The organism is Lichenifustis flavocetrariae (genome assembly GCF_026130545.1).
Lineage (GTDB): Bacteria > Pseudomonadota > Alphaproteobacteria > Rhizobiales > Beijerinckiaceae > Lichenihabitans > Lichenihabitans flavocetrariae.
Map to the genome: position 1 here is coordinate 202,069 of NZ_JAMOIM010000001.1, position 23,927 is coordinate 225,995.

Sequence of the window (23,927 nt, forward strand, 5' to 3'; positions counted from 1 at the left end):
ATCGCTTTGCCGGGAGGACTGGATGCATGAGACAACGCGGTCGCTACGGTCCGGGCGCCCCTCTGCGGTCATCAGAGCTTATTCTGATGGTGATTGAGTCGCTTAGTTCGTCGGTCCGGTGGAACTCGATTGGCTGAACTCGCTCCTACACAGACCACAGCTCCGCGCTCGCGTGACGTGATCGTGGCGCTCGGCTACGGGCTTGCCTGCCATACGCTCTTCGTGGCCGGCGTCGGGACCATGATGGTCGCGATGTTCTTCGGCATGAGCCGCTCGCTGGGGACACTGCGACTGCCCTGGAGCGCGCTCGCCAACGGCCTCCTGCTGCTGCAGTTTCCAGTCCTGCATTCGGCACTTCTCTCTCGACCCGGACGTGCGATGCTCAGCCGCCTCGCGCCGTTTCGTCTCGGCGGCCGGCTGTCGACCACCACCTATGCGGCGATCGCCTCAGCGCAGGTCGGAGCCCTGTTCCTCCTCTGGTCGCCGAGTGGAATTGTCTGGTGGTCGGCGCAGGGTACCACGCTGGCTGTGATCTCCGGCTTCTATGCGGCCGCTTGGTTGCTGCTCCTCAAATCCATCGTCGATGCGGGCATGGCCATGCAGGTCGGATCGCTCGGCTGGTGGGCGGTGGCACGCGGCGTCGCGCCGGTTTACCCGCCGATGCCGCGCACGGGGCTGTTCCGCCTCTGCCGGCAGCCGATCTACGTGGCCTTCGCGCTGACATTATGGACCGTTCCCACGCTGACCCCCGACCAGCTTGTCGTCTCCAGCGTCCTCACGCTGTATTGCCTGATCGGCCCGTTGTTCAAGGAAGCGCGGTTCCGTCGCCTGTTCGGAGAGACGTTCGTGGCCTACCAGCAAGCGGTGCCTTATTGGTTTCCCTGGCCACGACGGGTTCCTGCAACACCGCCTCGGCGCAACGACCTCACGATCTATGACGTCGACGCCAGTGGATGGTGGGATGGAACGGTCCGCTGGCGGCGGCAATTGCGCAAGCTCGTGCCCGCCCGCATGGCCTATCTCGACCGCCTCGTGCCGGACTGGCAGAAACGTCGCATCCTTGATCTCGGCTGCGGCGGGGGCTACATGGCCGAGGCTCTGGCCGAGCGTGGCGCTCACGTCGTCGGGGTCGATCCATCAGGCGCCGCGATCGCTGCGGCACGCGACCATGCGCAGGCGGGAGGCTTGCTCATCGACTACCGCGTCGGTGTCGGCGAAGCGATCCCGGTCGAGAGCCGTATGATGGACATCGTGGTCTGTGTCGACGTGCTGGAGCACGTCGTGGACCTCGATGCGGTGCTGGCCGAAGTCGGCCGTGTTCTTCGCCCGGGCGGCCTGTTTGTCTTCGACACGATCAACCGAACCCGGCTTGCCGTCTTCGTGATCGTCACCTTGGGCGAATCCATGCTGCGTCTGCTTCCACGCGGCACGCATGATCCTGCGAAATTCATCCGACCGACGGACCTGCGCGCTCGCCTGAAAGCGCACGGCTTCACGCCTTCACGCATGGTTGGTTTCGGCCCGCGCGGGCTCGACCGTCAGGGCGATTTCCGGTTCGGGCCGCTGCCCACGGCCTCGATCATGTATTTGGGGCATGCCCATGCGGCGCCGGCAGGACCATGACACTCAGCCTGTCGATGGCCAGACTTCGCCAGGGGCCGGCAGGTCCGGGCGCGCCGGCGCACCAGCGAACGGGACCGCGACGAGCGCGATCAGGGTCAATAGCGCGATCAGCATCCAGGCCTCGTTGATGGCGCCGATCAACGCCGCACGTTCGACAAGGTGGGCCACCGCGGCCTGTGTCTCTGCATCCAGCGGGGCCGTGCCCCGATTGAGGAACCGCGTCAGCGGAATACCGATGCGTACGGCGACCGCGGCATCGCCTGCCAATAGGCTTTGCCGGATACCGCGCGCGATGGGCTCAACCCGGCCGTAGATCACCGAATCGATCAGCGCGAGCCCGACCGCGCCGCCGAGGTTTCGCATCAGGTTGAACAGACCACTCGCATCGGGCACACGCGCCAATGGGATGTGGCCCAGGGCCAGGCGGGTCGGGGGGAGGAGACAGAACATGATGGCGCTCCCGCGGACGACCTGCGGCCAGAACATCTCGTCGTAATCCGTCGCGCCATCCTGTCCGGTGCTCATTGAGAGCCCGAGCCCGAACACCAGGAAGCCGAACACCGTGAGGATCCTGCCGTCGATCCGGCGTTCGAGCGCGATGGCAACCGGCGCCGTCAACAGTTGCGCCACGCCGGTCACCAGCATGATCTTGCCGATCTCCAGCGGATCTTCCCCCCGCACCAGCGCCAGGAAGACGGGCATCAGGTAGATGGTGCCGAACAGGCCGATGCCGAGAACGAAGCTGAGCAGGCAGCCGATCGCGAAGGAACGATCGCGCAGGATCGCGAAGTCGATCAGCGGAGATGGTCCCGCCAAGGTACGGCGAACCAAGGCTGCCAGAGAAGCCACGCTTGCAGCCAGCAGGCCAAGCACCGTCAGAGAGCCCCACCCGCTTTGCGGCGCTTGTTTGAGGCCGATCTCAAGTGACGCGAGCGCGACGGCCAGGAGAGCGAGAGCCCCGGCGTCGAGACGCGCCAAGGAAGTGAGATTGGCGGATCCGCGCGGCAGCATGAGACTCGCGCAGACCGCGGCAGCCACGCCGGGCAGCACGTTGATCAGAAACAGCCAGTGCCAGGAGTAGGTCTGCGTGATCCAGCCGCCGACCACCGGCCCGACCGTCGGTGCGAGCACGGCCAGCACCCCCGCAAGGGTGGTTGCAAGAGCCTGCTGCCGCACCGGGAACAGCACGAACACGGCCGCGAAGACCGAGGGGATCAATGTGCCGCCTGCGAAGCCCTGCACGATGCGCCACGCGACAAGGCTTGCGAAGCCTGCGCTCGCGGCACATCCGATCGACGCCAGGGTGAAGAGCGAAACGGCGCCGACAAACAGCCAACGCATGCTGAGCGCGCGGGTCAGGAGGCCCGTGAGCGGGATCGCCACCACTTCGGCGATGAGATAGGCGGTCTGCAGCCAGCTCATGGCCGATGGCGCGATCGTCAACGCACTTTGGATTGTCGGGAGCGCGGTCGCAACGACCTGGACATCGAGGATGGCCATGAACATGCCGACGCACATGGCCATGAAGCCGATCGCCGTAGGGAGCGCTCTCAAGCCGTCGATAGGGGTCGCGTCAGCCTGATTGGGCATGCGTCGTCCGAGCCAAGCCTCCGTTCTCGGCACGAATGCGGACAAATAGAACAGCGGCGTTGAGGAGCGAGAAGATCAGCGACACCCAAGGTAGCCCGAACACCAGCGGCAGCACCGCGATCTCGGCGGCCACGACGACATAATTGGGATGGCTGAGCCAACGGTAGGGGCCGGTCCGGACCAGCGGGCTTCCCGGCAGCACGATGATGCGCGTGGTCCAGCGGTGACCGAGCGTGGCGATCACCCAGATCCGCAAGGCCTGCAGCACGCAGAACAAAAACAGCCAGGCGAGGTTCACGCCAGCCGTGAAGCCGAGCACCCAGAGGGTCGCGAGCCAGAGGCTATGCACCGCGATGATCGCCGGATAATGGCCGGGGGCGATCTCGAACGCGCCCTGTGCGATGAGCCGCTCAGTGTTGTGGCGTGCCAGAACGAGTTCGCCGCAGCGCTGCAGCGTCACCAGCACCAGGATCAGGACGGCGAGCGTCACGCGGCCTTCCTCAACACCACGCAGCTCGATGTGAAACCGGGCCCCATGGCGTTGAGTACCGAACAATCCGGCAGGCCTTGCTGGATCACGCGCTCAAGCACGAAAAGGACGGTCGGGGCGGACATGTTGCCGTAGGATTCGAGCACGTCGCGCTCGTGGTCGAGCGACCCTGGCGTCAGACCGAGCGCACCTTCGAGCGCCGACACCACCTTCCGGCCTCCGGGATGACAGATGAAGCGGTCGACGTCGGACATCTTGTGTCCGGACCTTGCCAGAATGCCCTTGACGGCCGGCCCGACGTTCTCGCGCGCAAAGGGTGGAATGGCTTGCGCGAAGATGACGCCAAAGCCCTGCGGGTCGACGCTCCATCCCATGATGTCGAGCGTATCGGGCCACGTGTGCTCGCCGCTGGCCTCGATGGCCGCGAGGCCGCCGTCGCCCGCACGTAGCACGCAGGCTGCGGCACCATCCCCGAACAGGGCCGTCGCCACGATATTCGCCTTGGTCAGCTCGTCCAGCCGGAACGAGAGGGTGCAGAGTTCGACCACCACCAGCAGCACGTTCGTGCCCGGCCGTGCCGCTGCCAACCGCGCCGCGATCGAGACCCCGGAGACGCCGCCGGCGCAACCCAGTCCGAACACCGGCACACGTCCGACATCGGACCGAAATCCCATCCGGGTCGCGACCCTCGCCTCCAGACTGGGGGTGGCCACACCCGTCGATGTCACCGTCACCACCGTGTCGACCTCGGCGGCCGTAAGGTTGGCGGCGGCGAGCGCCTTCGATGCCGCCTCGATGAAGAGAGCTTCACCGCCTTCGATATACGCAGCCGTCCGTTCGGGCCAACCGAGCGGCTGCGCATACCACTCCATGGGACGTACCGCGCGGCGCGTCACGATCCCGCTCGTCTCGAAAACGCGGGACAACCTTTCGAAGTCGTCATAGCGGTCTGAGAAGATGGTGCTGGCCGCCTTGGCCACGTCGGATTGCCGAAACACGAAAGGCGGGGATGCGGTCGCTACCGATAGAAGATGGGCCATATGTCTCACGTCGCCGCCTTGAGTGCAGGATCAGCGGCGCGATGCACGGCGCTCGACCAAGGACGTTAATCCCAAGGGAACGCCAAGAACGCAACTAAGCTGCAAGGGCTTGGGTCATTAAATATCTATCGGGTCACGAAAAAAGGGTGTCGATATCGTCGCGGGCGTGCGCGCTAGAACCCAATCGCCACGGCGAATCGGGGCCGCCCGGCCAGCCAACCATCCCACAGGGTGCGGCGGCTTTCTTCTCAAGAAGCCGGACCTTTTATGGTCGGGCGTCGTTTTCACACCGACAGTCCCATGCCCCGCGTGGTCTACCGCGCTTGTTCGGATCAGAACAACGAACACAAATCGATTCTTGGATTTAGCCGCGACAGGGGCCGTACTCGAATGACGCCGCTCTCGTGATCCGTGCGCGTGGCGTGGGTGCCATTTGAGCGAGGCGAACCAACGGTGACGGACCAACGGTTTCTCGTCCACGCAGCCGCATCTCACACTAAGGAAAGACGATCATGACTGATCCGAAAACCTCACCAACTATGACGACCGCTTTCGGCCGTCCCGTTGAGAACAACCAGAATTCGGTCACGGCCGGCCCTCGCGGGCCGATGCTGATGCAGGACTACCATCTCATCGAGAAGATGGCGCATTTCAACCGCGAGCGTATTCCTGAACGCGTCGTGCACGCCAAAGGCTATGGGGGCTATGGGACCTTCACGGTGACCAGGGACATCTCGCATCTCACCTGCGCGAGCCTATTCTCCCAGGTCGGGAAAAAGACCGAGATGTTCGCGCGCTTCTCGACAGTTGGCGGTGAATCCGGGTCGGCCGACACGGCACGCGATCCCCGTGGCTTTGCCATGAAATTCTACACCGAGGACGGCAATTGGGATCTCGTGGGCAACAACACGCCCATCTTTTTCATCCGGGATCCGTTGAAATTTTCCGACTTCATCCGGACCCAGAAACGTGACCCCGGCACGCATCTCAAGCCGCATTGGCGCCGCTGGGATTATTGGAGCCTGTCGCCCGAGGCCTTGCACCAGGTGATGTTCCTCTACAGCGATCGGGGCACACCCGTGTCGGCCCGCTTCATGAACGGCTACGGTTCACACACTTACTCGTTCTGGAACGCCAAGGGCGAGCGCCACTGGGTCAAGTTCCACCTCAAGACCCAGCAGGGCATCAAGAATTTCTCGGACGCCGAGGCGGCCAAGATGACCGGGGACGACCCGGACTTCTCGACGCAGGATATGATCAATGCGATCAAGCGTGGCGAAAATCCGAAATGGACCATGTTCGTCCAGGTGATGCCGGAGGCTGAGGCCGACACTTATAAGATCCATCCCTTTGACTTGACGAAGGTGTGGCCGCATGCCGATTACCCGCTTCAGGAAGTCGGCGTGATGGAGCTCAACCGGAACGTCGAAAACTATTTCGCCGAGGTCGAGCAGGCGACGTTCGAACCCTCGAACGTCGTGCCCGGGATCGGTTTCTCGCCCGACAAGGTGTTGCAGAACCGCGTATTGTCCTACAGCGACGCGCATCGCTACCGGCTGGGGAGCGTCAACTATCATCAGATCCCGGTGAACCAGCCAAAGGCCGCCAAGGGCGTGGCGACCTACCACCGCGACGGGCGCATGCAGGTCGACGGCAACTACGGCGGCACCGTCGATTACGAACCGAATTCGTTCGGGGGACCGGTCGAAGATCGCGCCATCACCGAGCCGCCCCTGCGCCTCACCGGTGACGCGGCCCGCTATGAGTACAAATGCGACGACGAAGATTATTACGGACAGCCCCGGATCTTCTGGGAGAAGACCCTCGACGAGACGGGTCGGGCCAATCTCGTCCAGAACATCGTCGGGTCGATGACAAATCCGATGATGGGCATCGACGATCCGCGTCCGATCCAGGAGCGGATGCTGCGGCACTGGACCAAGATCCATCCTGATTTCGGCGCCGCGGTGGCCAAGGGGATCGGTCTCGCGACGCAGCAGCAGCAGTTGGCGGCAGAGTAGACCGGACACGGCAGCGCCAAATCGATAGCTTGGCTACCCCAGGCGGTCTCTCGCTCAAAGAAGGCAAGGCCGGGTTGCGACCCGGCCTTTAGGCTTGAATATGATGGTGGCCGAGCTGCCCGACGTCCCTCTGCCAGTCCATTGATTCGACAGCGTCAAGCGAAGCATTATTGGAGACACGACGCGACGTTCCCGATGAGAATGTCAGTAGATCGATCGCTTGATGTGCGGGTCGATCATCGTCTCTCTAGGAAAACGCAGCCCCCGCATGACCGGGAGCGAAGTCAGCGTTTTGCGCGTGGCCGCTTCTTGTCGGATTTCACCGGCTTGGCGAAAGGGAGAGCGACATCGTCGCCGACCGGGCCCGCATCGCTGCCGGCATCCGCGGTCGCTCTGGCTTTCAGCGGTTTTTCCTTCCGGCCCGGTTCGATATCGTCCTTCCCCTTTTCCTCAAACCTGATCGCCATCGTGGTCCACCCGAAGTAGGCTCGTGTATTGCGAGGAGGAAAGCACAGATGGCGTCCGTCACCTATTTCGTCGTGGTGCCTTTCAACAAGGACGATGAAGGCAACCTCGTGTCGGGCGAGCCGAAGGAAGCCCCGAACGGCGATCGCGCACGTCGGTTGGCGCAAGGACTGGCCGACAACAACGCCGGCGCCGTCGCGTTCTCACGGACCGGCGATCCCGAGGCGGGAGAGTTCGGGGACGCGCAGGTCATCGCGATCTTCGGCTCGGTGGATCTGCATGCCTTGCAGGGATGATCCCTGGGGTTTGCGAGAGCTGCTACCAAGCTGCATTGGGTACAACTGGTCGCCCTTGGCTGAGTATCGTGTTTTGACCCCTTCGCCCCGCTCGCGGGGCGAAGGTGCGCGAAGTGCGGATGAGGGGCGGATGCGGCAGGCAACCCCTCATCCGGCCTAGCGGCCACCTTCTCCCCGCAAGCGGGGCGAAGGGACACGGCACTCGTCGAGCCTCATGCAGGTCGGTATGAGTCGTCATCGCCAGCCGAAGGCGAAGAGATTCAGACTGCAGCAATCCGTTTGCGAAACGCAGGGACATGTTTGTCCGTAAAAGTGGGTGATTGCGCAGCCTAGCCGGCAAGTTTGCCTCGCCACCGCTCGCAAGGACATCTTCCCTCTCTCGCCCGAGGCAAACCCCAACTTGCCGCGACACTTGTTTCACGAAACAAGCCTTCGATGAGCATCCCGACAGACCACCCCTATGATTTCGATCCGACCTATGGTTTCGAGTTCGACGCGCTTCGTGCTTTAAAGCCGCCAGAGGCCCCGCCGCATTTCGATGACTTCTGGCGCACCCGCTATCTCGCCGCGCTGGGCCACGATCCGCAGCCGCGTCTGAGCGAAAGCGCGAGCAGCCATCCGGGCTGGCAGGTCCAAGATATCGTCTATACCTCGACCGATGAATTTCAGATCGGCGGATGGCTGTTGGTACCCCGCTCGGGAAACGTCAGGCGTGGTCTGGTCGTCGGCCATGGCTATGGGGGGCGGGACCAGCCGGATTTCAATATTCCGGTCGAAGACACCGCCGTGCTGTTTCCCTGCTTCCGCGGACTCTCGCGCAGCCGCCGTCCGCCAATTTCCGACGATCCCGCATGGCACGTGCTGCACGATATCGACAAACCGGAGCGCTACATCCTGGGCGGCTGCGTCGAGGATCTCTGGCTGGCCGTCTCTGTTCTCATCAAACTCTATCCCGTGCTCGAAGGACGGATTGGTTACAGCGGCATCAGTTTCGGTGGCGGCATCGGCGCGCTGGCGATGGCGTTCGAGCCGCGCATCGATCGCGGTCATCTGGTCGTTCCAACCTTCAGCAACATGCCGGTCTGGTTGACGCTGCCCACCATCGGTAGCGGGCATTCGGTGCAAAATTACCAGAAGACGCACCGGGACGTGCTGGAGACCCTCGCCCTATTCGACGCCGCAACGGCGGCGACACGGATCAACATCCCTTTGCTGGTCGCCGTCGCCCGCTTTGATCCGGCAGTGGCGCCGCCGTGCCAGTTTTCGGTCGCCAATGCGCGGCCGACATCAAATCATCATCAAGTCGTCATCCTGGATGCAGGTCATTTCGACTATCCTGGCAGCGAGGAGCAGCACGCGCTCCTCTTGGAGAAGGTCAGGCGGTTCTTCAGGACACCATGAGGCGAGATTACCGGCGCTGGTATAGTCCGCGACTTCATCGGGACATGGAACTCCTGATCTTCGGCCATGCCGGAGCCAAGGTTCTGATGTTCCCGACGCGGGAGGGGCGTTTCTGGGAATACGAGCAGCTCAAAGTCGTCGCGACCCTCGCCGACAAGGTTAGGGCAGGGCACTTGCAACTCTATTGCATCGAGGGGTTGGCAGGGGAGACCTTCTACGACAGGAGGCTTCATCCGGCCGACCGCATCCGCCGCCACGCTGCCTTCGAAGAGTACATCCTCAACGAGGTGCTTCCGCTGATGGCCTCGACCAATTCTCACGATTGCACGATGGTGATGGGTTGCAGCCTCGGTGCGTTTCAGGCCGCCAGCCTCGTTCTCCGGCATCCACACCTTTTCCGCAAACTCGTCGCGTTTTCCGGCCGCTACGATCTGACCATGAAGGTGGAATGTTTCGATGACCTGTTCGACGGCTATTACGGCGACGACATCTATTTCCATACCCCGACGCATTTCCTGCCCGGCCTGAACTGCGCGTGGCACCTGGACAAGCTGCGGCAGCTTGAGATCGTCCTCGCCGTCGGCAGCGCCGACCCGTTCCTCGACAACAACCGCCATCTCAGCCGTCTCCTCGACGAAAAGAGCGTCCGTCATCAACTGCATCTTTGGGACGGACGCGCCCATCGCGGCGGCGCTTGGCGGGCCATGTCGGCTTTGTATATTTGATGCGATGCCGCTGTCAGGATCTCCCGTTTGAGATACGGCATGGCGGCACAGTCGGACGCGAATAAGCTTGATCCTTGTCGCAGCTCGTTATCACGAGCGAAGCGTGGCGATCCATGTCTCAGCGCTCCTCGGACTGTCACCTCGGCTCGACGAGCTCTTCCAATCGCCTGGTCCAGCTTCCAACCTCACGCGAAGGCCTTTGCCAGCACTTCGGAGCGCGGCTCTATATCGACATCGCTTTACACTTGTCGCATCCCTACCGGGCGTGTGTAGTGCCATGGCATCCTTCGCGGAGCGATGACCGTGATACATGGCCCGGATTTTGATCGCCGCGCGCTGATTGCCACCTTGGCGGCTTCGCTGACGCTATCGGCGACATTCGGCCCGGCGACAGCACAGCCCGATCTCGCCCAGGCGGCCGGATCGATGCTGCTCATGGGATTTTGGGGCGCGAGCCCCGACAGCGCCGGTGCGCGGGCGATTGCCGATCTGCTCGCCGCGGGGCGCATCGGCGGCGTGATCCTGTTCGACGAGAACCTTGCCTCGCCCTCGGCGGCGCGCGACCTCATCGGATTTCTCAAGTCGAGCTGCAAAGGCACGACGCCGCTGATCGCGGTCGACCAGGAAGGTGGCGCGGTCGTCCGGCTTCTGCCGCAGCGGGGGTTCCACCCCTTGCCGGCCGCCAAGATTTTGACCGGGATGCCGGATTCCGAAACCCTGCGTCTGTACGGGCAGACGGCACGCGAGCTGCACGACCTCGGCATCAACCTGAATTTTGGCCCTGTGGTCGACCTCGACGTCAATCCGCGGAATCCGATCATCGGCGCCCTCGGTCGAAGCTATGGCGCCGATCCGGCGCGTGTTATCGCCGAGGCGAAGCTTTTCGTCGACGCGCATCGCAGCGCGCATGTGTTGACGGCGCTTAAACACTTCCCCGGCCACGGCTCGGCCGGCCAGGACAGCCACCGCGCGCTGCCGGATATCACGGGCCTGTGGCACGAGGAGGAATTGAAGCCTTTCGCGGCGCTTGTGGGGTCTGGCTATGCCGACATGATCATGGTCGGACATCTGACGGACCGGAACCTCACGGAAGCCGGCCGTCCGGCATCGCTGTCGCCGCGCGTCATCCACGGGCTTCTCAGGACTCAGATCGGTTTCGATGGCGTTGTGGTGTCAGATGACATGCAAATGGGGGCGTTGCGCCGCTCCTATGCGCCGGACGACAGCATCGCGCTCGGCATTGAGGCGGGCGTCGATCTCTTCGTGTTTTCGAATCGGGAACATCCAGACCCGGAGATGCCCGAGCGGTTTCACCGGGTGGTGAAGACGATGATCGCCGCAGGCCGGATCGTGCCTGAAAGAATTACCCTGAGCGCACAGCGCATCGCTGCGCTGAAGCGCTCGCTGACCTGAGCCTTCACTCGGGCGCGGTCGCCCGTTGGATCACCTGACCGCTCTCGGCGAGAATTTGCGGCGATGGGCCCGTCGTCAGCGTGAACTCGAAATGCGCCGACCCGTGCGACACTTGGCTGGATCCGGCTCGCCGCGCGTCCCACTCGACGACGCCGCGAAGCTGGCACCGCCCGGCGGCGATCACGGGCGGATCGAGCGACGAGACCGTGTAGCTGCGACGCGGCCAGCGCGCCATGAATTTGCGTTTCTCATCCAGAACCTGGTCCCGGGTCACCAGCCTTCCGTAGAATACGACCTGGGGGGCGTAGACCGCCTCGACATAGGTTCCGGCATCCGCTCCGTCGTCCGACCAAGCGGCGAAGTAATGGGTGGCGAAACCGGCGCAGGCTTGGGCCGGATCGACGGGCGTGGTGACCGAGGCCTCAGATCCGACCCCGAGCAATACCGCGAGCGCATCGATCCGATGCCGATAGACATCTCCGATGCAGGAGATGGCCTGCGGACGAGCCGGCAGTGACGCGCAGGCGTCGCGGGATGCGAGCCAACGGCTTTGTGGGCGATCGAGGTCCTGGCGTGAAATGCCTTTGGCCAGCGCCTCGCGATAGAGGCTGCTCAGGCGCAGATCGGCCCCGGCGAGATCGGACGAGTCGCAGATCAGCAATTCGGACGGCGTGCGGGCGTAGGCGCAGTTGAAGGACGGCGCGACACGTCCCGCCGTCGGCACCATGCCTGGAGTGGGGCCCTGGAGAGCTTCGATCCGGCCGTCATAAGCGGTCCGGACGCAGGCATCGACGTCGCTCACGTTGCCACGCGTGGCGCAGAGGTCGCGTCCCTTCACCCATTGGCTCTCGGCTATTTGGAGGGCCAACGGCGACGAGGACTTGGCCAACACGTCAGCGAAGACCTGAGCCAGACGCCGGTCCCGTTCGGCGAGTTCGGGCGACGTGCAAATGCGCTCCTCGACCGGGGTCCCGGCCTTGCTGCAATCGAACGACGGAGACTGGTTCTGCGTAATTTGCGGCGTGCTGGCCGGAGCTGAGCTCTGCAATTCGGCTAGGCGTTGCTTCGCTCGGTCCGTGTAGACGCCATTCGGAAAGGCGATGAGTTCCGTTTCCAGCGCACTGATCGCGTCGGACGCCGAGGAGGTGCCGCTGCGCTTCCACAATTCCTCCTCGCGCAGCCGCTGCAGCAGGCCGATGACGCTCCCTCTGTGAGGGTCGTCGGGGTAGGTGCGGAGCCAGTTTTCGTAGCCCTCGACCGAGTTGGCCAGTACCACCCGTCCATAGGCGACCTCGGCTTCCTCGGGCGGCAGGCCCCTCTCCGGCGGGGTAGCCTTGGCTGCGGTCGGGGCGCCCGGCGTTCCGGCTGGACCGGGCACGGGCGAGGGGGCCGTCACGGCGGCGGCCGCTGCGGCGGCGGGTGTCGGCCCGTTAACCTGGGCGGGGCGGAAGTAGAAGTCGTCGATGAGGCGCTGCGTCACCCAGGGCATCTGATCGCCCTTGGTGGCATCCATCACCTTCTTGGTGACGACCTTGAACAGGGCGGTCGCCTCAAGCCCGGGCACATCGAGTTCCTCGGCGAGCGCGGCCGCGAAAGGGCTGTGGCTGCCGGCCGGCCCGTCGTCCGCCGTCTTGCCCGGATCGGTCGAGAAGGCGATCAGCAGCCCACGCCGTTCCGCCTCGACCGCGAGCCCCCGCTTGACACCCCGGCTCGTGGCCGGCAGCGGATTGTCGCGGCAGGCGTCGAGCATCACCAGGGTGACGGCGGGATGAGCCGCCTCGAAGGTTTCGAGCGTGCGGTCGAGCGGGAGAGCCTCGAAGGGCAGGTCGACCTGGCTCTTCACCTCGGCATCGACCCCGATCAGGAAATTGGCCTGTTTGTCGTCCTGGATGCCGTGGCCGGCGTAGTAGAAGGCCGAGACCGCATCCGGCCCGGCGGCCTCGACCTTGTGGGCGAAGTCCCGCACCACATGGGTGAGCTGGTCCTTGGTGAGGTCGGTTTCGAGATCGACGTCGAAGCCTGTGGCGCGCAGCTTGTCGGCGATGAGCCGGGCGTCACCTACGGTGTTGGGCAAGGCTGGCAGATGCTGATAGGCGCCTATCCCGACTACCAGCGCCACACGATGCGGCTCGGCGGCTTGAACCGGAATGGGAGCTGCCAGGACGATGCCGATGGCCAAAGCTTGGATCGCCCGTTTCAGCCAGCGCATGATAGAGACCCCATCCATCGGCACCGCTAACGTCGACTTTCGAGGATGCCGGTCAGTGCGGGTTCGCGGGAATGCGCGAGCTTACCGATACGGGCCTTCGGGATACAGACTGAACGCTTGCGATTGTAGGTGTAGCCGACGCAATCGGTGCGGGCCAGGCAGAACCGTTCGCAGGCTTCGAGATCCATGCCCGACAGAAAGCCTTCGAGATCGTTGTTGGGCGCATCCGTGTCTTCGTAATAGCGAAATGTCTCCGCACCGCTCAGGCTCGTGCTTGCAGGTGCCGGCGCTCGGTTGTCGAAGATGCCCGTGATGGCAGGCTCCCGCGCATCGACGAGAGAGCTCACGGCGTTCTTCAGAATGCAGGCCTGGCGGCGGATATTATAAGTGTAACCGACGCAGCCAGAGTCGGTTTTGCACATGCCCTCGCAGGCATCGACGCTGACGACGCCAAGAATGAAGCCGCCACGATCGTTGCCGTAGGCGTCCTTGCCGGCGATTCGGCGGGCACCGGCTTCCGGTGACGGAGGAACCACGGCCGGCTCAACTGGCGCGGGCGGCTTCTCGGTGGTCTGCAGCGAAGCAAGTTTGACGCGCGCCTTCTCGGCGTAGATGCCGACCGGAAACGCCAGCAACTCGATGTCGAGGGCCCGCATTTGGTCCTGGACCGTGGCGGCTGTCGTGGCGCGCCGCCAGAGTTCCTCTTCGCGCAGGCGTTGCAGCAGCGACAAGACGCTGGCTTTCCGGTCGCTGTCCGGGAACTGACGCAACCACGTCTCATAGGCGTCCGTGGTATTGGCGATCACGGCCTGGCCATAGGCAATCTCGGCCGCCGCCGCACCCCTCTCGGGCGGTGTGGCCTGGGATGCGGTTGCCGTGCCCGGTGCGCCGGCCGGAACGCTTGCGGGGGAGGGGGCCGTCACGGCGGCGGCCGCTGCGGCGGCGGGTGTCGGTCCGTTGATCTGGGACGGGCGGAAGTAGAAATCGTCGATGAGGCGCTGCGTCACCCAGGGCATCTGATCGCCCTTGGTGGCATCCATCACCTTCTTGGTGACGACCTTGAACAGGGCGGTCGCCTCAAGCCCGGGCACATCGAGTTCCTCGGCGAGCGCGGCCGCGAAGGGGCTGTGGCTGCCGGCCGGCCCGTCGTCCGCAGTCTTGCCCGGATCGGTCGAGAAGGCGATCAGCAGCTCACGCCGTTCCGCCTCGACCGCGAGCCCCCGCTTGACGCCCCGGCTCGTGGCCGGCAACGGATTGTCACGGCAGGCGTCGAGCATCACCAGAGTGACGGCGGGATGAGCCGCCTCGAAGGTTTCGAGCGTGCGGTCGAGCGGGAGAGCCTCGAAGGGCAGGTCGACCTGGCTCTTCACCTCGGCATCGACCCCGATCAGGAAATTGGCCTGTTTGTCGTCCTGGATGCCGTGGCCGGCGTAGTAGAAGGCCGAGACCGCATCCGGCCCGGCGGCCTCGACCTTGTGGGCGAAGTCCCGCACCACATGGGTGAGCTGGTCCTTGGTGAGGTCGGTTTCGAGATCGACGTCGAAGCCTGTGGCGCGCAGCTTGTCGGCGATGAGCCGGGCGTCACCTACGGTGTTGGGCAAGGCCGGCAGGTGCTGATAGGCGCCGATCCCGACCACCAGCGCCACACGATGCGGCTCGGCGGCTTGGGCGGGGGTGACGCATGCGAGGCAGAGCCAGGCTGCGGATCTCAAACCAATGCCGCGACTCCAATTCCTCCATTTCGGCGAAGGCGGCATGACCGGTCCCCGCTTCAATGAATGTTCAGAACGACGGACTTCTGGGCCACGATCGGGACGCCTGGTTCTATCGGATTGGCAATGAGCGGCCCGGTGGGGGATGCCGGCTCCGCATCGGACTCGACCTTGAGCGATCGTGTGTAATGCTTCCGCTGATCGGTCTGTGCGGCAATCAGACTGCGGGTACTGTCGTAACTCGCGAATTTCTCGCCACCCTGCTTCTGCGCAAGGTCTGGAAAGGAGGTGTTGCAGGTCGCGGTCACTCGGTCGGTGCCAGCTTCAGGCGCGCGCAGGCGGAACCCCGCCACGGTCGAGCCCGGGATCGCGACTGTCGTCCCGGCTTCGATCCGGCTGTCGGGGTGGAAGCCATTCGGGAACAGAACCGTCACCTTGCCTTTGTCGTCTGTGTCGATCAGCGAGAGGAAGCAGGGCTGTTCCGAGCGCAGCGTGAAGGTGATGAGATCACCGATCCGGAGGTCGGTGGCACTTGCCACGAAGGCCAGATCGAAGGTCTTCGTCACCTGGGGGGATTTCTTGCCGAGCTGCGCGACGGCGTCCGGCGTCGTGCCGCTCTGTTCGGCGACCGTCCCCAGCGGCACGGCCTTGTCGCCGTTTTCGTTCACGGCATTCACCAGCGACGCATAGAGCGCGACGAATTGATCGCGGGGAACCACGTCTTGCTCCAGACGCAGCCTGAGGTCGTGCGAGGCCCCGCCGACGGCATCGAGTCGGTCCGAGAAGGCCGCTTCTGTCATGCCGACCTCGGCTGCCGCGAGCCGCATCTTGAGCGGATCCTCGAATCGCTTCGACAAGGCGTTGATCATCTCGACGCCATCGAGGTTGCTGCTCACCGAGACGCCGGAGGCCGCAAGCGCCTCGGCGTAATGCTTGGCATCGCTTTCGAGCCTGCGCCCGAAGGCGTCGCCCTCTGGAAAGATCTCGGCCACGATCTCCTTGGCGTCCGACGGCAAGGTGCCGCTCTTCAGGGCCAGCCCGCGCACCTGGTCGAGCGTGTCACGCGACCGAAACGGGTTGAGCTTGATCCCCTTGTCATGGCAGCCCATGCAGGAGATGCCGTTGGTCACCGCCGAATCGCGCTGCGAGGGGTCGCGTACGATCCGCGTCGGGCCGATGTCGAGCCGGTTGCCCTTGCCGTCCGTCAGGTAATAGGCGTGGAAACCGTTCGGCAGATTGAAGATGATCTCACCGCCATCCTGCGCGAAGCCGAAACGGTCGGAGATGTCGCCGAAGGCACCCGCGGGGCCGAGCGGGAATTCAAAGAGGCTCTTGCGATCGCCGTTGGCACCGAAATCGTAGGACTCCCAATAGGCGCCGGTCGACATCGCATGCCGCTCGATCAGCCGGTTGTTGTCGGACACACCGGACCGCTGAAACCCGGCGCGTTCGACCCGACGCTCCGCGAAGTCTCGCGTGGAATCGACGCCGAGCTTCGCCTGGAGCTCTTTCTTGGTCCGTGGCAGATCGAGGATCGTGTAGTAGAGCGGCGGCCGCGCGGCCGTGAAGGCGAACCAGTCGGCGTGGATGAATGGCGCGTTGGTGTTGAGGTCGCTCTGCAACGCCTTGAACTGGCTGTTGTTGTAGAGCGTGACATAAGGGTCGGCCGCGACGATGCGGTCCCAGGTCGCGCGGGACCAGCCGAGCCTGCGGAGGTCGATGCGGTAGACCGTTTTGGCCGGGTCGATCGCGGTGGGCGTGAAGGCATCCGAGACGGTCGAAAGACTGTTGAGGAGCTTTGTCATGGCGGAGCGATAGACCTGAAGGTCGCGCTCAGGGTCGCCGGCGTTCTTCAGATGCGTGAGGGTCAGATAGCGATAGGATGCGGCGTCCGTGCTGTTCGCCTGGGCCACATCGTCCGAGATGAGCCGAATGATGTCACGATCGGTCGTGAACGTGGACGCCGTCGGGGCAGTGTTCGGTGCCGCGCTCCCGCCATCCGGCTTGCCCGGTTCCGATGCGACGACCTGGGGCTGCGGCGTCGGCGCCTGAAGCGCGTCGAGCGCGTGATGGAGAGCCGACTTCTCCTGCTCGCTTAACCCACAATAGTCCGCGTCGGTCGCGGTTCCGATGCTACAGGCGTCCGCCGTGTCCTTCGGCATGTCGCCTTTGGCGATCGCGAGCCAGATCTCGGACCCGTCCGCATTGCCTGGAACGAGCTTGTGATGGCGGACCAGTTGATCCTCATCCAACACATACCCGAAATCTTTGGCGGGCCGCTCCTTGTACCGGCCTTCGGTGCGCCCGGCTTGATGACAGCGTGCGCAATGCTTCTCAAGGATCGGCGCCGCGGCCGCCCAACCCTCGCCCTCGGCTAAGGCGGCTTTGGAGCAACTAAGGGCAAAGATCCCGAACAAGAGCCCAGATATGATATACTTGAAAACGTCCAGCCGCATGGAAATACCGCAAAACGAGAGACTAGCTTGACCGAAATATACCTGGTGTAAATTCTAGCTGTCACGCAGACTGTCTTTCAACAACCATCGCGTGTTACAATTAATTCTTCGAGGGCCGGCAATGATCGGTGACGTGCCCCGATTATCGCCGGTTTCGCGCGCGGATAATGCCCAGTTGGCAAACGAAGTCAAAGCGGAATTGATGTTTGAGCCTGAAGGGATGAGCGACGTTTTATCTTCGCTCGAAAGACCCGTGAACCGGGACATGCGGCGCCTTGGGTCGGATGCCCGCGACGACTTGCACTGCGCGAAAGCGGCTTCCGCTTTGACCCCTGTGATCGAGGTGGAAAAGCCCGACTTTGGCGCGGCCGAAACCTGAGCCGCACCGGACAGGCTTGCTCGACAAACCCCGAGTGTATCTCCGCAACGAACGTGTCCGGTCCGTCGGCTGTGTCTGGCGTAAATTAGATTCTGGTGCCAGACAGAAAGTCTACACCCGAATTTTTTGAACGCGTCACATTTGGAGACTTTTCATGGGGTCTTTTCCGACGTCTCAGCAAAAGAAGCCGAATGGCTACTCACAAGCCGAACTTCAGAACACAATCCATAAAATAAGAGTAAGCTTGCAGATCATCGAGCAAAAAAACCTGAGTCTGAATGGTAAAATCAATCATCTCAAGAAGTCACCATCCAGTGACCCCATTCAACAACTTCAGACCGACACGATCGTCGACATGTACCAGATCGTCAGAGAGATGCAGGTGTTCTTGAATCCCCTGCTGAGTTTGTACCCGGCCAATCCATTCGAATGATTGATGGATCTACTTCCATCGGGCTTATGCCCAGCACCAGTGAGAGGCCGGAGATGACTCCGGCTTCTCCTTTCAGCCGAATACAATCAGCTTGCGGGAAGAAGGACCTTGTCGATCACATGGATCACGCCGTTCGTGCAGGCGATGTCGGCCTTGACGACCTTGGCGCCATTCACGTGTACACCATCGGTGCCATCCACGTGAAGTTCCTCACCGCTCACTGATTTCGGGCTCGACTTCTTGCCGGCCACATCAGTCGACATGACCTTTCCGGCCAAGACGTGAAGGGTCAGGATCGATGTGAGCTTCGCCTTGTTTTCCGGCTTGATCAGCGACTCAACAGTCCCGGCCGGCAGGGCCGCGAAAGCTTCGTCCGTCGGCGCGAAAACCGTGAACGGACCCGCGCCCTTCAGTGTCGCGACCAGATCGGCGGCCTTGACGGCGGCCACAAGGGTGCTGAAGCTTCCGGCTGCGACAGCTGTGTCGACGATGTCATGCGTGGCATCTGCCATAGTAGTACTCCAAAAAAATGTATAGGTAAGCAGAGATGAAAGTCTGGGCCAAGTTCAATGGCAAGACAAACGACTCGTGCAGTCTGTTTCTAAAAAGAAGCTGCAAGGCCAATATCGATTTTTCGTGGGTTTATTCAATGCGACATATGGGCTGCACTTTTTTTCGAAAGTTCATCGAACCGACATTTCCTCGTAATATTGGGCGATTTTAAACGTGAGAGGCCTGCGCTAGAACCTCGCCGAGCACCGCTTTTGTCAGGCTTCAAATCTCGTCGTCTGACGGCAGTCTTCAGCCTCTCTGGTCCGAATGCCGCGCAAGCAATTGTCCGGAACGCGCAAGTCGAGGGAGCAGCCTCGCATGCTCTACCGCGAAGGAACCGTCACCGTCGTGACATGCCCCATCTTCCGGCCCGGCCGCGACTCGGCCTTGCCGTAGAGATGAACGCAGGCGCCCTCGGCAGCCATCAGGGCCTGCCAGCCATCCGCCTCCTCGCCGATGAGGTTCTGCATGTGGACGGTTCCGAAACGTTGGGTGCTTCCCAGGGGCCAGCCGCAAGTCGCCCGGACGTGTTGGGCAAACTGCGACGTGACCGCGCCGTCGATTGTCCAATGTCCCGAGTTGTGCACTCGCGGGGCGATCTCGTTGACGCAGAGTGTCTCCACGCCGTCCTTCCCTGGAACCACGAACATTTCGACAGCCAGCACACCGACATAATCGAGCGCTTCGGCGATGCGCTGCGTCATCGCGGCGGCCTCGGTCTCGATTTCGGGTGAGACCCGCGCCGGCACGACCGTGGTGGCGAGAATATGCCGGCTATGATGATTCTCGCAAAGGTCGAAAGCCCGAAATGTCCCATCGGTGCCGCGTGCCGCCACGACCGACACTTCACGGCTGAAGCGGACGAAGCCTTCGAGGATCGCGGGCGCGTTCAGGTCGCGGTGGACGGCCTCGAGCGCGTCCTGCTGGTGGATCGCGATCTGGCCCTTGCCATCATAGCCGAAACGCCGGGTTTTCAGGATCGAAGGGCGGCCGATCGCCTCGACGGCCTGTTTGAGATCCTCCAGCGCGTCGACAGGTGCGAAAGGTGCGGTTGGGAGCCCGAGGTCGCGCAAGAAACGCTTTTCGATGAGGCGGTCCTGCGTGGTGGCGAGCGCGTGCCCACTGGGGCGCACCGGGCAATGGCGCGCAAGGTTTGCCACTGTCGCGGCAGGAACGTTTTCAAACTCGTAGGTCACCACCTGCACGGCCTGCGCGAAACGGGCCAGCGCATCAGCGTCGTCATAGGCGGCGGTCGTGCAATGGGCCGCAACGTCGAACGCCGGATTGTCGCCATCGGGCGCGTAGATATGCGTCTTCAGCCCGAAGGTCGCTGCCGCGAGAGCCAGCATCCGCGCCAGCTGCCCGCCCCCAAGGATTCCGATCGTATCCCCCGGCTGGAGAATCCGGCTTTGATCGATCATCACGTGTTCCGTTCGACGCGAACCTGTGGCCATCCCCGCGTCACGCCGAGACCCGCCGGTAGATGACGTGTCACGTGCGGCTGTTGCGGCGAGAGCCTTGCGCATATCGGATGGGTTTTCACCGCGCAAGCTCCTCGGTCTTGGAACGCGCCGGCTCGGCATGAAACGACGGACATCGCTACACGCGGCCTGGATTTCTCAACCGGAGGGCCCTAGCTAGCTCGCACGTGGACAACGTCTGCGCTCCAGCAATCGGGGTGATGGCCCCGCGCGGAGCCCTCACCCTTGGCGCGGGAACAAAGCCTCCGATGGTCTGTTCAGAGACTTCGAGGCTCGAAAAGCCTTGAGCGCATTGCGAAAGAGGTCGAAGATGGTGCAGGTGACACCACCGCAAAGTTTCGCATCGGGCACTCCGGTCGTCGACGGCGATCGGTTGCGTCCGGATGAACGCGACTTGGCGTTGCGGATCTACTATGTCCCACTTTCGATGATTTCGGCGCCGGATCAATGGCCTGCCATCCTGGACGCGTGCGTCGGCATGGGATTCAACACACTCATGCTGTCGGCCCCGAGTCATCCAGGGCCGGCCGGAAATCTGCTCCTGCCCTTCGATCTCGGACGGCCTCATCCGGCGCTCCCGCCAGAGGGCTCGCTGGAAGCCAGTATCGGGGAGCTTGCCGGCGCCTGCCGGCAGCGCAACCTCGACCTGATGGTGGATCTCGTCACGGACAGAGTGGCGGCCGACAGCCCCCTCGCGCATGAGGTTGATCTGCGGTCGACCGGGATCGGTGCTCGTGATCCCAGGGTTCGGCCCGAAGACCGATCGAGCGCGGATGTCCCGTTTTCCGATCCGGGCCGGAGCGGCAGTTTCGTCGAGCGTTACGCAAACTATCTGGCCGCCCTTGCACGAGCCGGCATTGCGGGCTTTCGGTGCCTTCGTCCAAACCGTGTTCCGGCGGAGGTCTGGACGCGCTGGAAAGCCTCCGCGCCGACATGCCGGTTTATGGCCTGGACGCCGGGGCTCGTGCCGGAGGCCGTCGTCGGTCTTGTGTCCGCCGGGTTCGAGGGCGCCTTTTCGTCGATCCGCTGGTGGGATTGCCGAGCCGGTTGGCCGGCTGAGGATTATGAACGCTTACGACAGCTCGGGCCCGTGATCGCCTTTCCCGAAGCGCCCTTCGATGCGCGGTTGGCCCAAACCCTCGACAGCGAGGAAATCGTTCAGCGCCGCTCGGAACGCGCTTTGTGGATAGCCGCGGCGCTGAGTGACGGCATGATGATTCCCATGGGGTTCGAATTCGGTGCCCGCGAGCCGGTACCCGTGGCCGGGCCGATGCGCGAGACCTATGCGGCCCTGCGGGATCGACCGCGGCTCGATCTCGCCGGCGCGATCAGATCCGTCAACGCCTTTGCGTCGCGTGAAAGCAGCCGCGGATCGCAGAAAGAGATGCGTCTCTTGACGGGCGGAGGCGCCCCTCTGACCGCTCTGTTGCGCACCGCGGCCGGCGACGCAAACCGGGCGCGGCTGGTGTTGGTCAACCCGTCTCTCGACAGAAGCAGCACGCTTGCGGCGGCGGCGCTATCGCCCGAGGTGGGCCGTTTCCTGCCGTTCAACGACATTTTGGGGTCAGGGCCGACTCTCAGCCCGGAAAGCACGCTCTTGCTGCGGCCGGCCGAAGTCCGGGTGCTTGAGGGCCGCGCGAACCGGCCGATCATGCTGCCGCGAGAGGCGAGCCGCATGACCGAAAAAACGGCTGTCGCGGCGCCGCGTCTCGCGATCGAAGCCGTGTCGCCGACCGTCGACGGCGGACGTTATCCGGTCAAGCGGATCGTCGGCGAGGTTTTGCGGGTCGAGGCCGACGCCTTCGCGGAGGGACATGACCAGATCGCCGTGGCGCTCAAATGGCGGGCCGCCGATGAGACGGATTGGCAAGAGCGGCGCATGCGTCCGCTCGGCAATGATCGCTACACAGCCGACATGCCCCTGACTCGGCTCGGCCGCTATGTCTTCTGCGTCGAGGCTTGGCGCGACGAGTTCGCGATCTTCCTGTATGAACTGACCAAAAAGCACGAAGCCGGGTTGAAGGTGACCTTGGAGCTCGAAGAGGGGCGCCGCCTGGTCGAGCACAGCGCCGGACAGTCCGGGTCCGAGGCGGCCGCGCGTTTGAAGCCGGTCCTCAATCGCCTCGCGCATGCGAACGACGCTGAGCGTCTCGATCTGTTGATCGCACCTGAGACGGCGGCGCTGATGGCGGAGGCCGATCCACGCCCCTTCCGCCTGACGAGCGATCCGATGCCGGTTGATGCGGAGCGGACGGCCGCCGGTTTCGCCAGCTGGTACGAACTCTTTCCGCGTTCGCAGAGCGGGGACCCTCACCGTCACGGTACCTTCGACGACGTTATCGGACGCCTGCCGGCCATCCGGGCCATGGGGTTCGACGTCGCGTATTTTCCGCCGATTCATCCGATCGGCCGCACCAACCGCAAAGGCCGGAACAACTCGCTGACCGCGGGGCCCGACGATCCTGGCAGTCCCTATGCGATCGGGGCCGAAGCAGGCGGGCATGATGCGATCCACCCCGAACTCGGCAGTTTCGAGGATTTCCGGCGCCTCGTGGCCGCCGCGGCCGAGCAAGGGCTCGAAATCGCGCTCGACCTCGCGATCCAGGCCTCTCCGGACCACCCATGGCTGGAGCAACATCCGGATTGGTTCAACTGGCGTCCGGACGGCTCGATCCGCTATGCCGAGAACCCGCCCAAGAAATACGAGGACATCGTCAACGTCGATTTCTACGCCGAGGGTGCCAAACCCTCGCTCTGGACGGAGTTGCGGAACACGATCATGGTCTGGGTGGAGCAGGGGGTCAAACTGTTCCGAGTCGACAATCCGCACACCAAGCCGTTCCCGTTTTGGGAATGGGTGATCGAGGACGTACGGCGGGATCATCCCGACGTGATCTTCCTGTCGGAAGCCTTCACCCGGCCGAAAGTGATGTATCGCCTGGCCAAGATCGGGTTCTCACAATCCTACACCTACTTTACGTGGCGCAACACCAAGGCGGAGCTGACAGAATACCTGACCGAGCTGACCACGCAGCCGCCCAAGGACTTCTTTCGTCCGCATTTCTTCGTCAACACGCACGACATTAATCCCGACTTCCTGCAGAATGCGCCGCGCCCGGCCTTTCTGATCCGCGCCGCGCTCGCCACGACCTTGTCGGGGTTGTGGGGGATGTACAATGGCTTCGAGCTCTGCGAAGGCCGGCCTGACGCCAAGAAGAAAGAATATGCGGACAGCGAAAAATATCAGCTTTACGCCTGGGACTGGGATCGGCCCGGCAACATCATCAGCGAGATCTCGCGCCTGAACCGAATCCGACGCGACAATCCCGCCCTCCACAGCCACCTCGGCATCACCTTCAGGGCCGCGTACAACGACAACACCCTGTTGTTTCAAAAGTCTTCGCCGGCGCGCGACAACGTCCTCCTGATCGCCGTCAGTCTCGATCCCTTTGCGGCCCAGGAAGCCGACATCGAGGTTCCGCTCTGGGATTTTGACCTCCCCGATAACGGCACGATCGTGGTCGACGATCTGATGCGCGGCCATCGTTTCACCTGGACGGGTAAGTATCAGCGGATTCGTCTCGATCCGGCCGAACTGCCCTTCTCTATCTGGCGCCTCGGCGCCGCAAGGAATGTCTAAA

18 protein-coding genes are annotated in these 23,927 nt (G+C 63.3%); 9 read left to right on the plus strand and 9 right to left on the minus strand.

Annotated features, from left to right (window positions below; genetic code table 11):
- Positions 1-129 precede the first annotated feature (129 nt).
- Positions 130-1,623, plus strand: a complete 1,494-nt coding sequence (gene ubiG / locus M8523_RS00960) for a bifunctional 2-polyprenyl-6-hydroxyphenol methylase/3-demethylubiquinol 3-O-methyltransferase UbiG (protein ID WP_282582946.1) — start codon at positions 130-132, stop codon at positions 1,621-1,623.
- Between the two features lie 3 nt (positions 1,624-1,626).
- Here the strand turns inward: ubiG and M8523_RS00965 are convergent, their stop codons facing one another.
- Genes M8523_RS00965 through M8523_RS00975 form a run of 3 tightly spaced genes read right to left on the minus strand, consistent with a single transcriptional unit; the run spans position 1,627 to position 4,743 of the window.
- Positions 1,627-3,213 (minus strand): MDR family MFS transporter, encoded by a 1,587-nt coding sequence (locus M8523_RS00965; RefSeq protein WP_282582947.1) that lies wholly within the window; start codon positions 3,211-3,213, stop codon positions 1,627-1,629.
- A complete protein-coding gene (locus M8523_RS00970) occupies positions 3,197-3,703 on the minus strand; it encodes an isoprenylcysteine carboxyl methyltransferase family protein (protein ID WP_282582948.1) in 507 nt (168 codons plus the stop codon). The genes M8523_RS00965 and M8523_RS00970 overlap by 17 nt, the downstream gene beginning before the upstream one ends.
- Positions 3,700-4,743: a type III polyketide synthase gene (locus M8523_RS00975; RefSeq protein ID WP_428349550.1), complete on the minus strand. Its 1,044-nt coding sequence runs from the start codon at positions 4,741-4,743 to the stop codon at positions 3,700-3,702. Before M8523_RS00975 ends, M8523_RS00970 begins: the two co-directional genes overlap by 4 nt.
- A 512-nt stretch (positions 4,744-5,255) precedes the next feature.
- On the opposite strand from M8523_RS00975, the gene M8523_RS00980 reads away from it, so the two are divergent.
- Positions 5,256-6,764: a catalase gene (locus M8523_RS00980; protein WP_282582950.1), complete on the plus strand. Its 1,509-nt coding sequence runs from the start codon at positions 5,256-5,258 to the stop codon at positions 6,762-6,764.
- A gap of 284 nt (positions 6,765-7,048) precedes the next feature.
- Here M8523_RS00980 and M8523_RS00985 read toward each other — a convergent pair whose 3' ends face one another.
- Positions 7,049-7,231, minus strand: coding sequence for a hypothetical protein (locus tag M8523_RS00985; protein WP_282582951.1), 183 nt, complete (start codon positions 7,229-7,231; stop codon positions 7,049-7,051).
- 48 nt (positions 7,232-7,279) lie between these two features.
- Here M8523_RS00985 and M8523_RS00990 point away from each other — a divergent pair, with 48 nt between their 5' ends.
- From M8523_RS00990 to M8523_RS01005, 4 genes are all read left to right on the plus strand, one after another.
- Complete coding sequence (locus tag M8523_RS00990) at positions 7,280-7,525, plus strand: hypothetical protein (RefSeq protein ID WP_282582952.1); 246 nt, start codon at positions 7,280-7,282, stop codon at positions 7,523-7,525.
- Between the two features lie 435 nt (positions 7,526-7,960).
- Positions 7,961-8,926 carry an acetylxylan esterase gene (locus tag M8523_RS00995; protein ID WP_282582953.1) on the plus strand — a complete coding sequence of 322 codons (966 nt, stop codon included), beginning with the start codon at positions 7,961-7,963 and terminating at the stop codon, positions 8,924-8,926.
- Positions 8,923-9,651 (plus strand): esterase family protein, encoded by a 729-nt coding sequence (locus M8523_RS01000; protein ID WP_282582954.1) that lies wholly within the window; start codon positions 8,923-8,925, stop codon positions 9,649-9,651. The genes M8523_RS00995 and M8523_RS01000 overlap by 4 nt, the downstream gene beginning before the upstream one ends.
- Positions 9,652-9,948: 297 nt before the next feature.
- Positions 9,949-11,064, plus strand: coding sequence for a glycoside hydrolase family 3 N-terminal domain-containing protein (locus M8523_RS01005; RefSeq protein WP_282582955.1), 1,116 nt, complete (start codon positions 9,949-9,951; stop codon positions 11,062-11,064).
- Positions 11,065-11,068: 4 nt separating this feature from the next.
- Here the strand turns inward: M8523_RS01005 and M8523_RS01010 are convergent, their stop codons facing one another.
- Genes M8523_RS01010 through M8523_RS01020 form a run of 3 tightly spaced genes read right to left on the minus strand, consistent with a single transcriptional unit; the run spans position 11,069 to position 17,240 of the window.
- Complete coding sequence (locus M8523_RS01010; RefSeq protein WP_282582956.1) at positions 11,069-13,273, minus strand: caspase family protein; 2,205 nt, start codon at positions 13,271-13,273, stop codon at positions 11,069-11,071.
- Between the two features lie 26 nt (positions 13,274-13,299).
- Positions 13,300-14,985, minus strand: a complete 1,686-nt coding sequence (locus M8523_RS01015; protein WP_282582957.1) for a caspase family protein — start codon at positions 14,983-14,985, stop codon at positions 13,300-13,302.
- A 59-nt stretch (positions 14,986-15,044) separates the two neighbouring features.
- Positions 15,045-17,240 (minus strand): DUF4384 domain-containing protein, encoded by a 2,196-nt coding sequence (locus M8523_RS01020; RefSeq protein WP_282582958.1) that lies wholly within the window; start codon positions 17,238-17,240, stop codon positions 15,045-15,047.
- 322 nt (positions 17,241-17,562) lie between these two features.
- Here M8523_RS01020 and M8523_RS01025 point away from each other — a divergent pair, with 322 nt between their 5' ends.
- Together M8523_RS01025 and M8523_RS01030 are read left to right on the plus strand one after the other, a co-directional pair.
- A complete protein-coding gene (locus M8523_RS01025) occupies positions 17,563-17,820 on the plus strand; it encodes a hypothetical protein (protein WP_282582959.1) in 258 nt (85 codons plus the stop codon).
- Positions 17,821-17,974: 154 nt separating this feature from the next.
- A complete protein-coding gene (locus tag M8523_RS01030; RefSeq protein ID WP_282582960.1) occupies positions 17,975-18,253 on the plus strand; it encodes a hypothetical protein in 279 nt (92 codons plus the stop codon).
- An 86-nt stretch (positions 18,254-18,339) separates the two neighbouring features.
- On the opposite strand, the gene M8523_RS01035 is transcribed toward M8523_RS01030, so the two are convergent.
- Both M8523_RS01035 and M8523_RS01040 read right to left on the minus strand, forming a co-directional pair.
- Positions 18,340-18,765, minus strand: coding sequence for a fasciclin domain-containing protein (locus M8523_RS01035; RefSeq protein ID WP_282582961.1), 426 nt, complete (start codon positions 18,763-18,765; stop codon positions 18,340-18,342).
- 363 nt (positions 18,766-19,128) lie between these two features.
- Positions 19,129-20,226: a 5-(carboxyamino)imidazole ribonucleotide synthase gene (locus tag M8523_RS01040; protein ID WP_282582962.1), complete on the minus strand. Its 1,098-nt coding sequence runs from the start codon at positions 20,224-20,226 to the stop codon at positions 19,129-19,131.
- 370 nt (positions 20,227-20,596) lie between these two features.
- On the opposite strand from M8523_RS01040, the gene M8523_RS01045 reads away from it, so the two are divergent.
- On the plus strand, positions 20,597-23,926 hold the full coding sequence (locus M8523_RS01045; RefSeq protein WP_282582963.1) for an alpha-1,4-glucan--maltose-1-phosphate maltosyltransferase: 3,330 nt from the start codon (positions 20,597-20,599) through the stop codon (positions 23,924-23,926).
- The last annotated feature ends 1 nt before the right edge of the window (position 23,927 follow it).

Bases quoted from the DNA above. Each gene is read 5' to 3' on its own strand.
- M8523_RS01040 (WP_282582962.1), bottom strand. From the start codon at position 20,226: ATGATCGATCAAAGCCGGATTCTCCAGCCGGGGGATACGATCGGAATC.
- M8523_RS01010 (WP_282582956.1), bottom strand. From the start codon at position 13,273: ATGCGCTGGCTGAAACGGGCGATCCAAGCTTTGGCCATCGGCATCGTC.
- M8523_RS01000 (WP_282582954.1), top strand. From the start codon at position 8,923: ATGAGGCGAGATTACCGGCGCTGGTATAGTCCGCGACTTCATCGGGAC.
- M8523_RS01045 (WP_282582963.1), top strand. From the start codon at position 20,597: ATGGTGCAGGTGACACCACCGCAAAGTTTCGCATCGGGCACTCCGGTC.
- M8523_RS01005 (WP_282582955.1), top strand. From the start codon at position 9,949: ATGACCGTGATACATGGCCCGGATTTTGATCGCCGCGCGCTGATTGCC.
- M8523_RS01030 (WP_282582960.1), top strand. From the start codon at position 17,975: ATGGGGTCTTTTCCGACGTCTCAGCAAAAGAAGCCGAATGGCTACTCA.
- M8523_RS01035 (WP_282582961.1), bottom strand. From the start codon at position 18,765: ATGGCAGATGCCACGCATGACATCGTCGACACAGCTGTCGCAGCCGGA.
- M8523_RS01025 (WP_282582959.1), top strand. From the start codon at position 17,563: ATGATCGGTGACGTGCCCCGATTATCGCCGGTTTCGCGCGCGGATAAT.
- M8523_RS00990 (WP_282582952.1), top strand. From the start codon at position 7,280: ATGGCGTCCGTCACCTATTTCGTCGTGGTGCCTTTCAACAAGGACGAT.
- M8523_RS00995 (WP_282582953.1), top strand. From the start codon at position 7,961: ATGAGCATCCCGACAGACCACCCCTATGATTTCGATCCGACCTATGGT.
- M8523_RS00975 (WP_428349550.1), bottom strand. From the start codon at position 4,743: ATGGCCCATCTTCTATCGGTAGCGACCGCATCCCCGCCTTTCGTGTTT.
- M8523_RS00985 (WP_282582951.1), bottom strand. From the start codon at position 7,231: ATGGCGATCAGGTTTGAGGAAAAGGGGAAGGACGATATCGAACCGGGC.
- M8523_RS00980 (WP_282582950.1), top strand. From the start codon at position 5,256: ATGACTGATCCGAAAACCTCACCAACTATGACGACCGCTTTCGGCCGT.
- M8523_RS00965 (WP_282582947.1), bottom strand. From the start codon at position 3,213: ATGCCCAATCAGGCTGACGCGACCCCTATCGACGGCTTGAGAGCGCTC.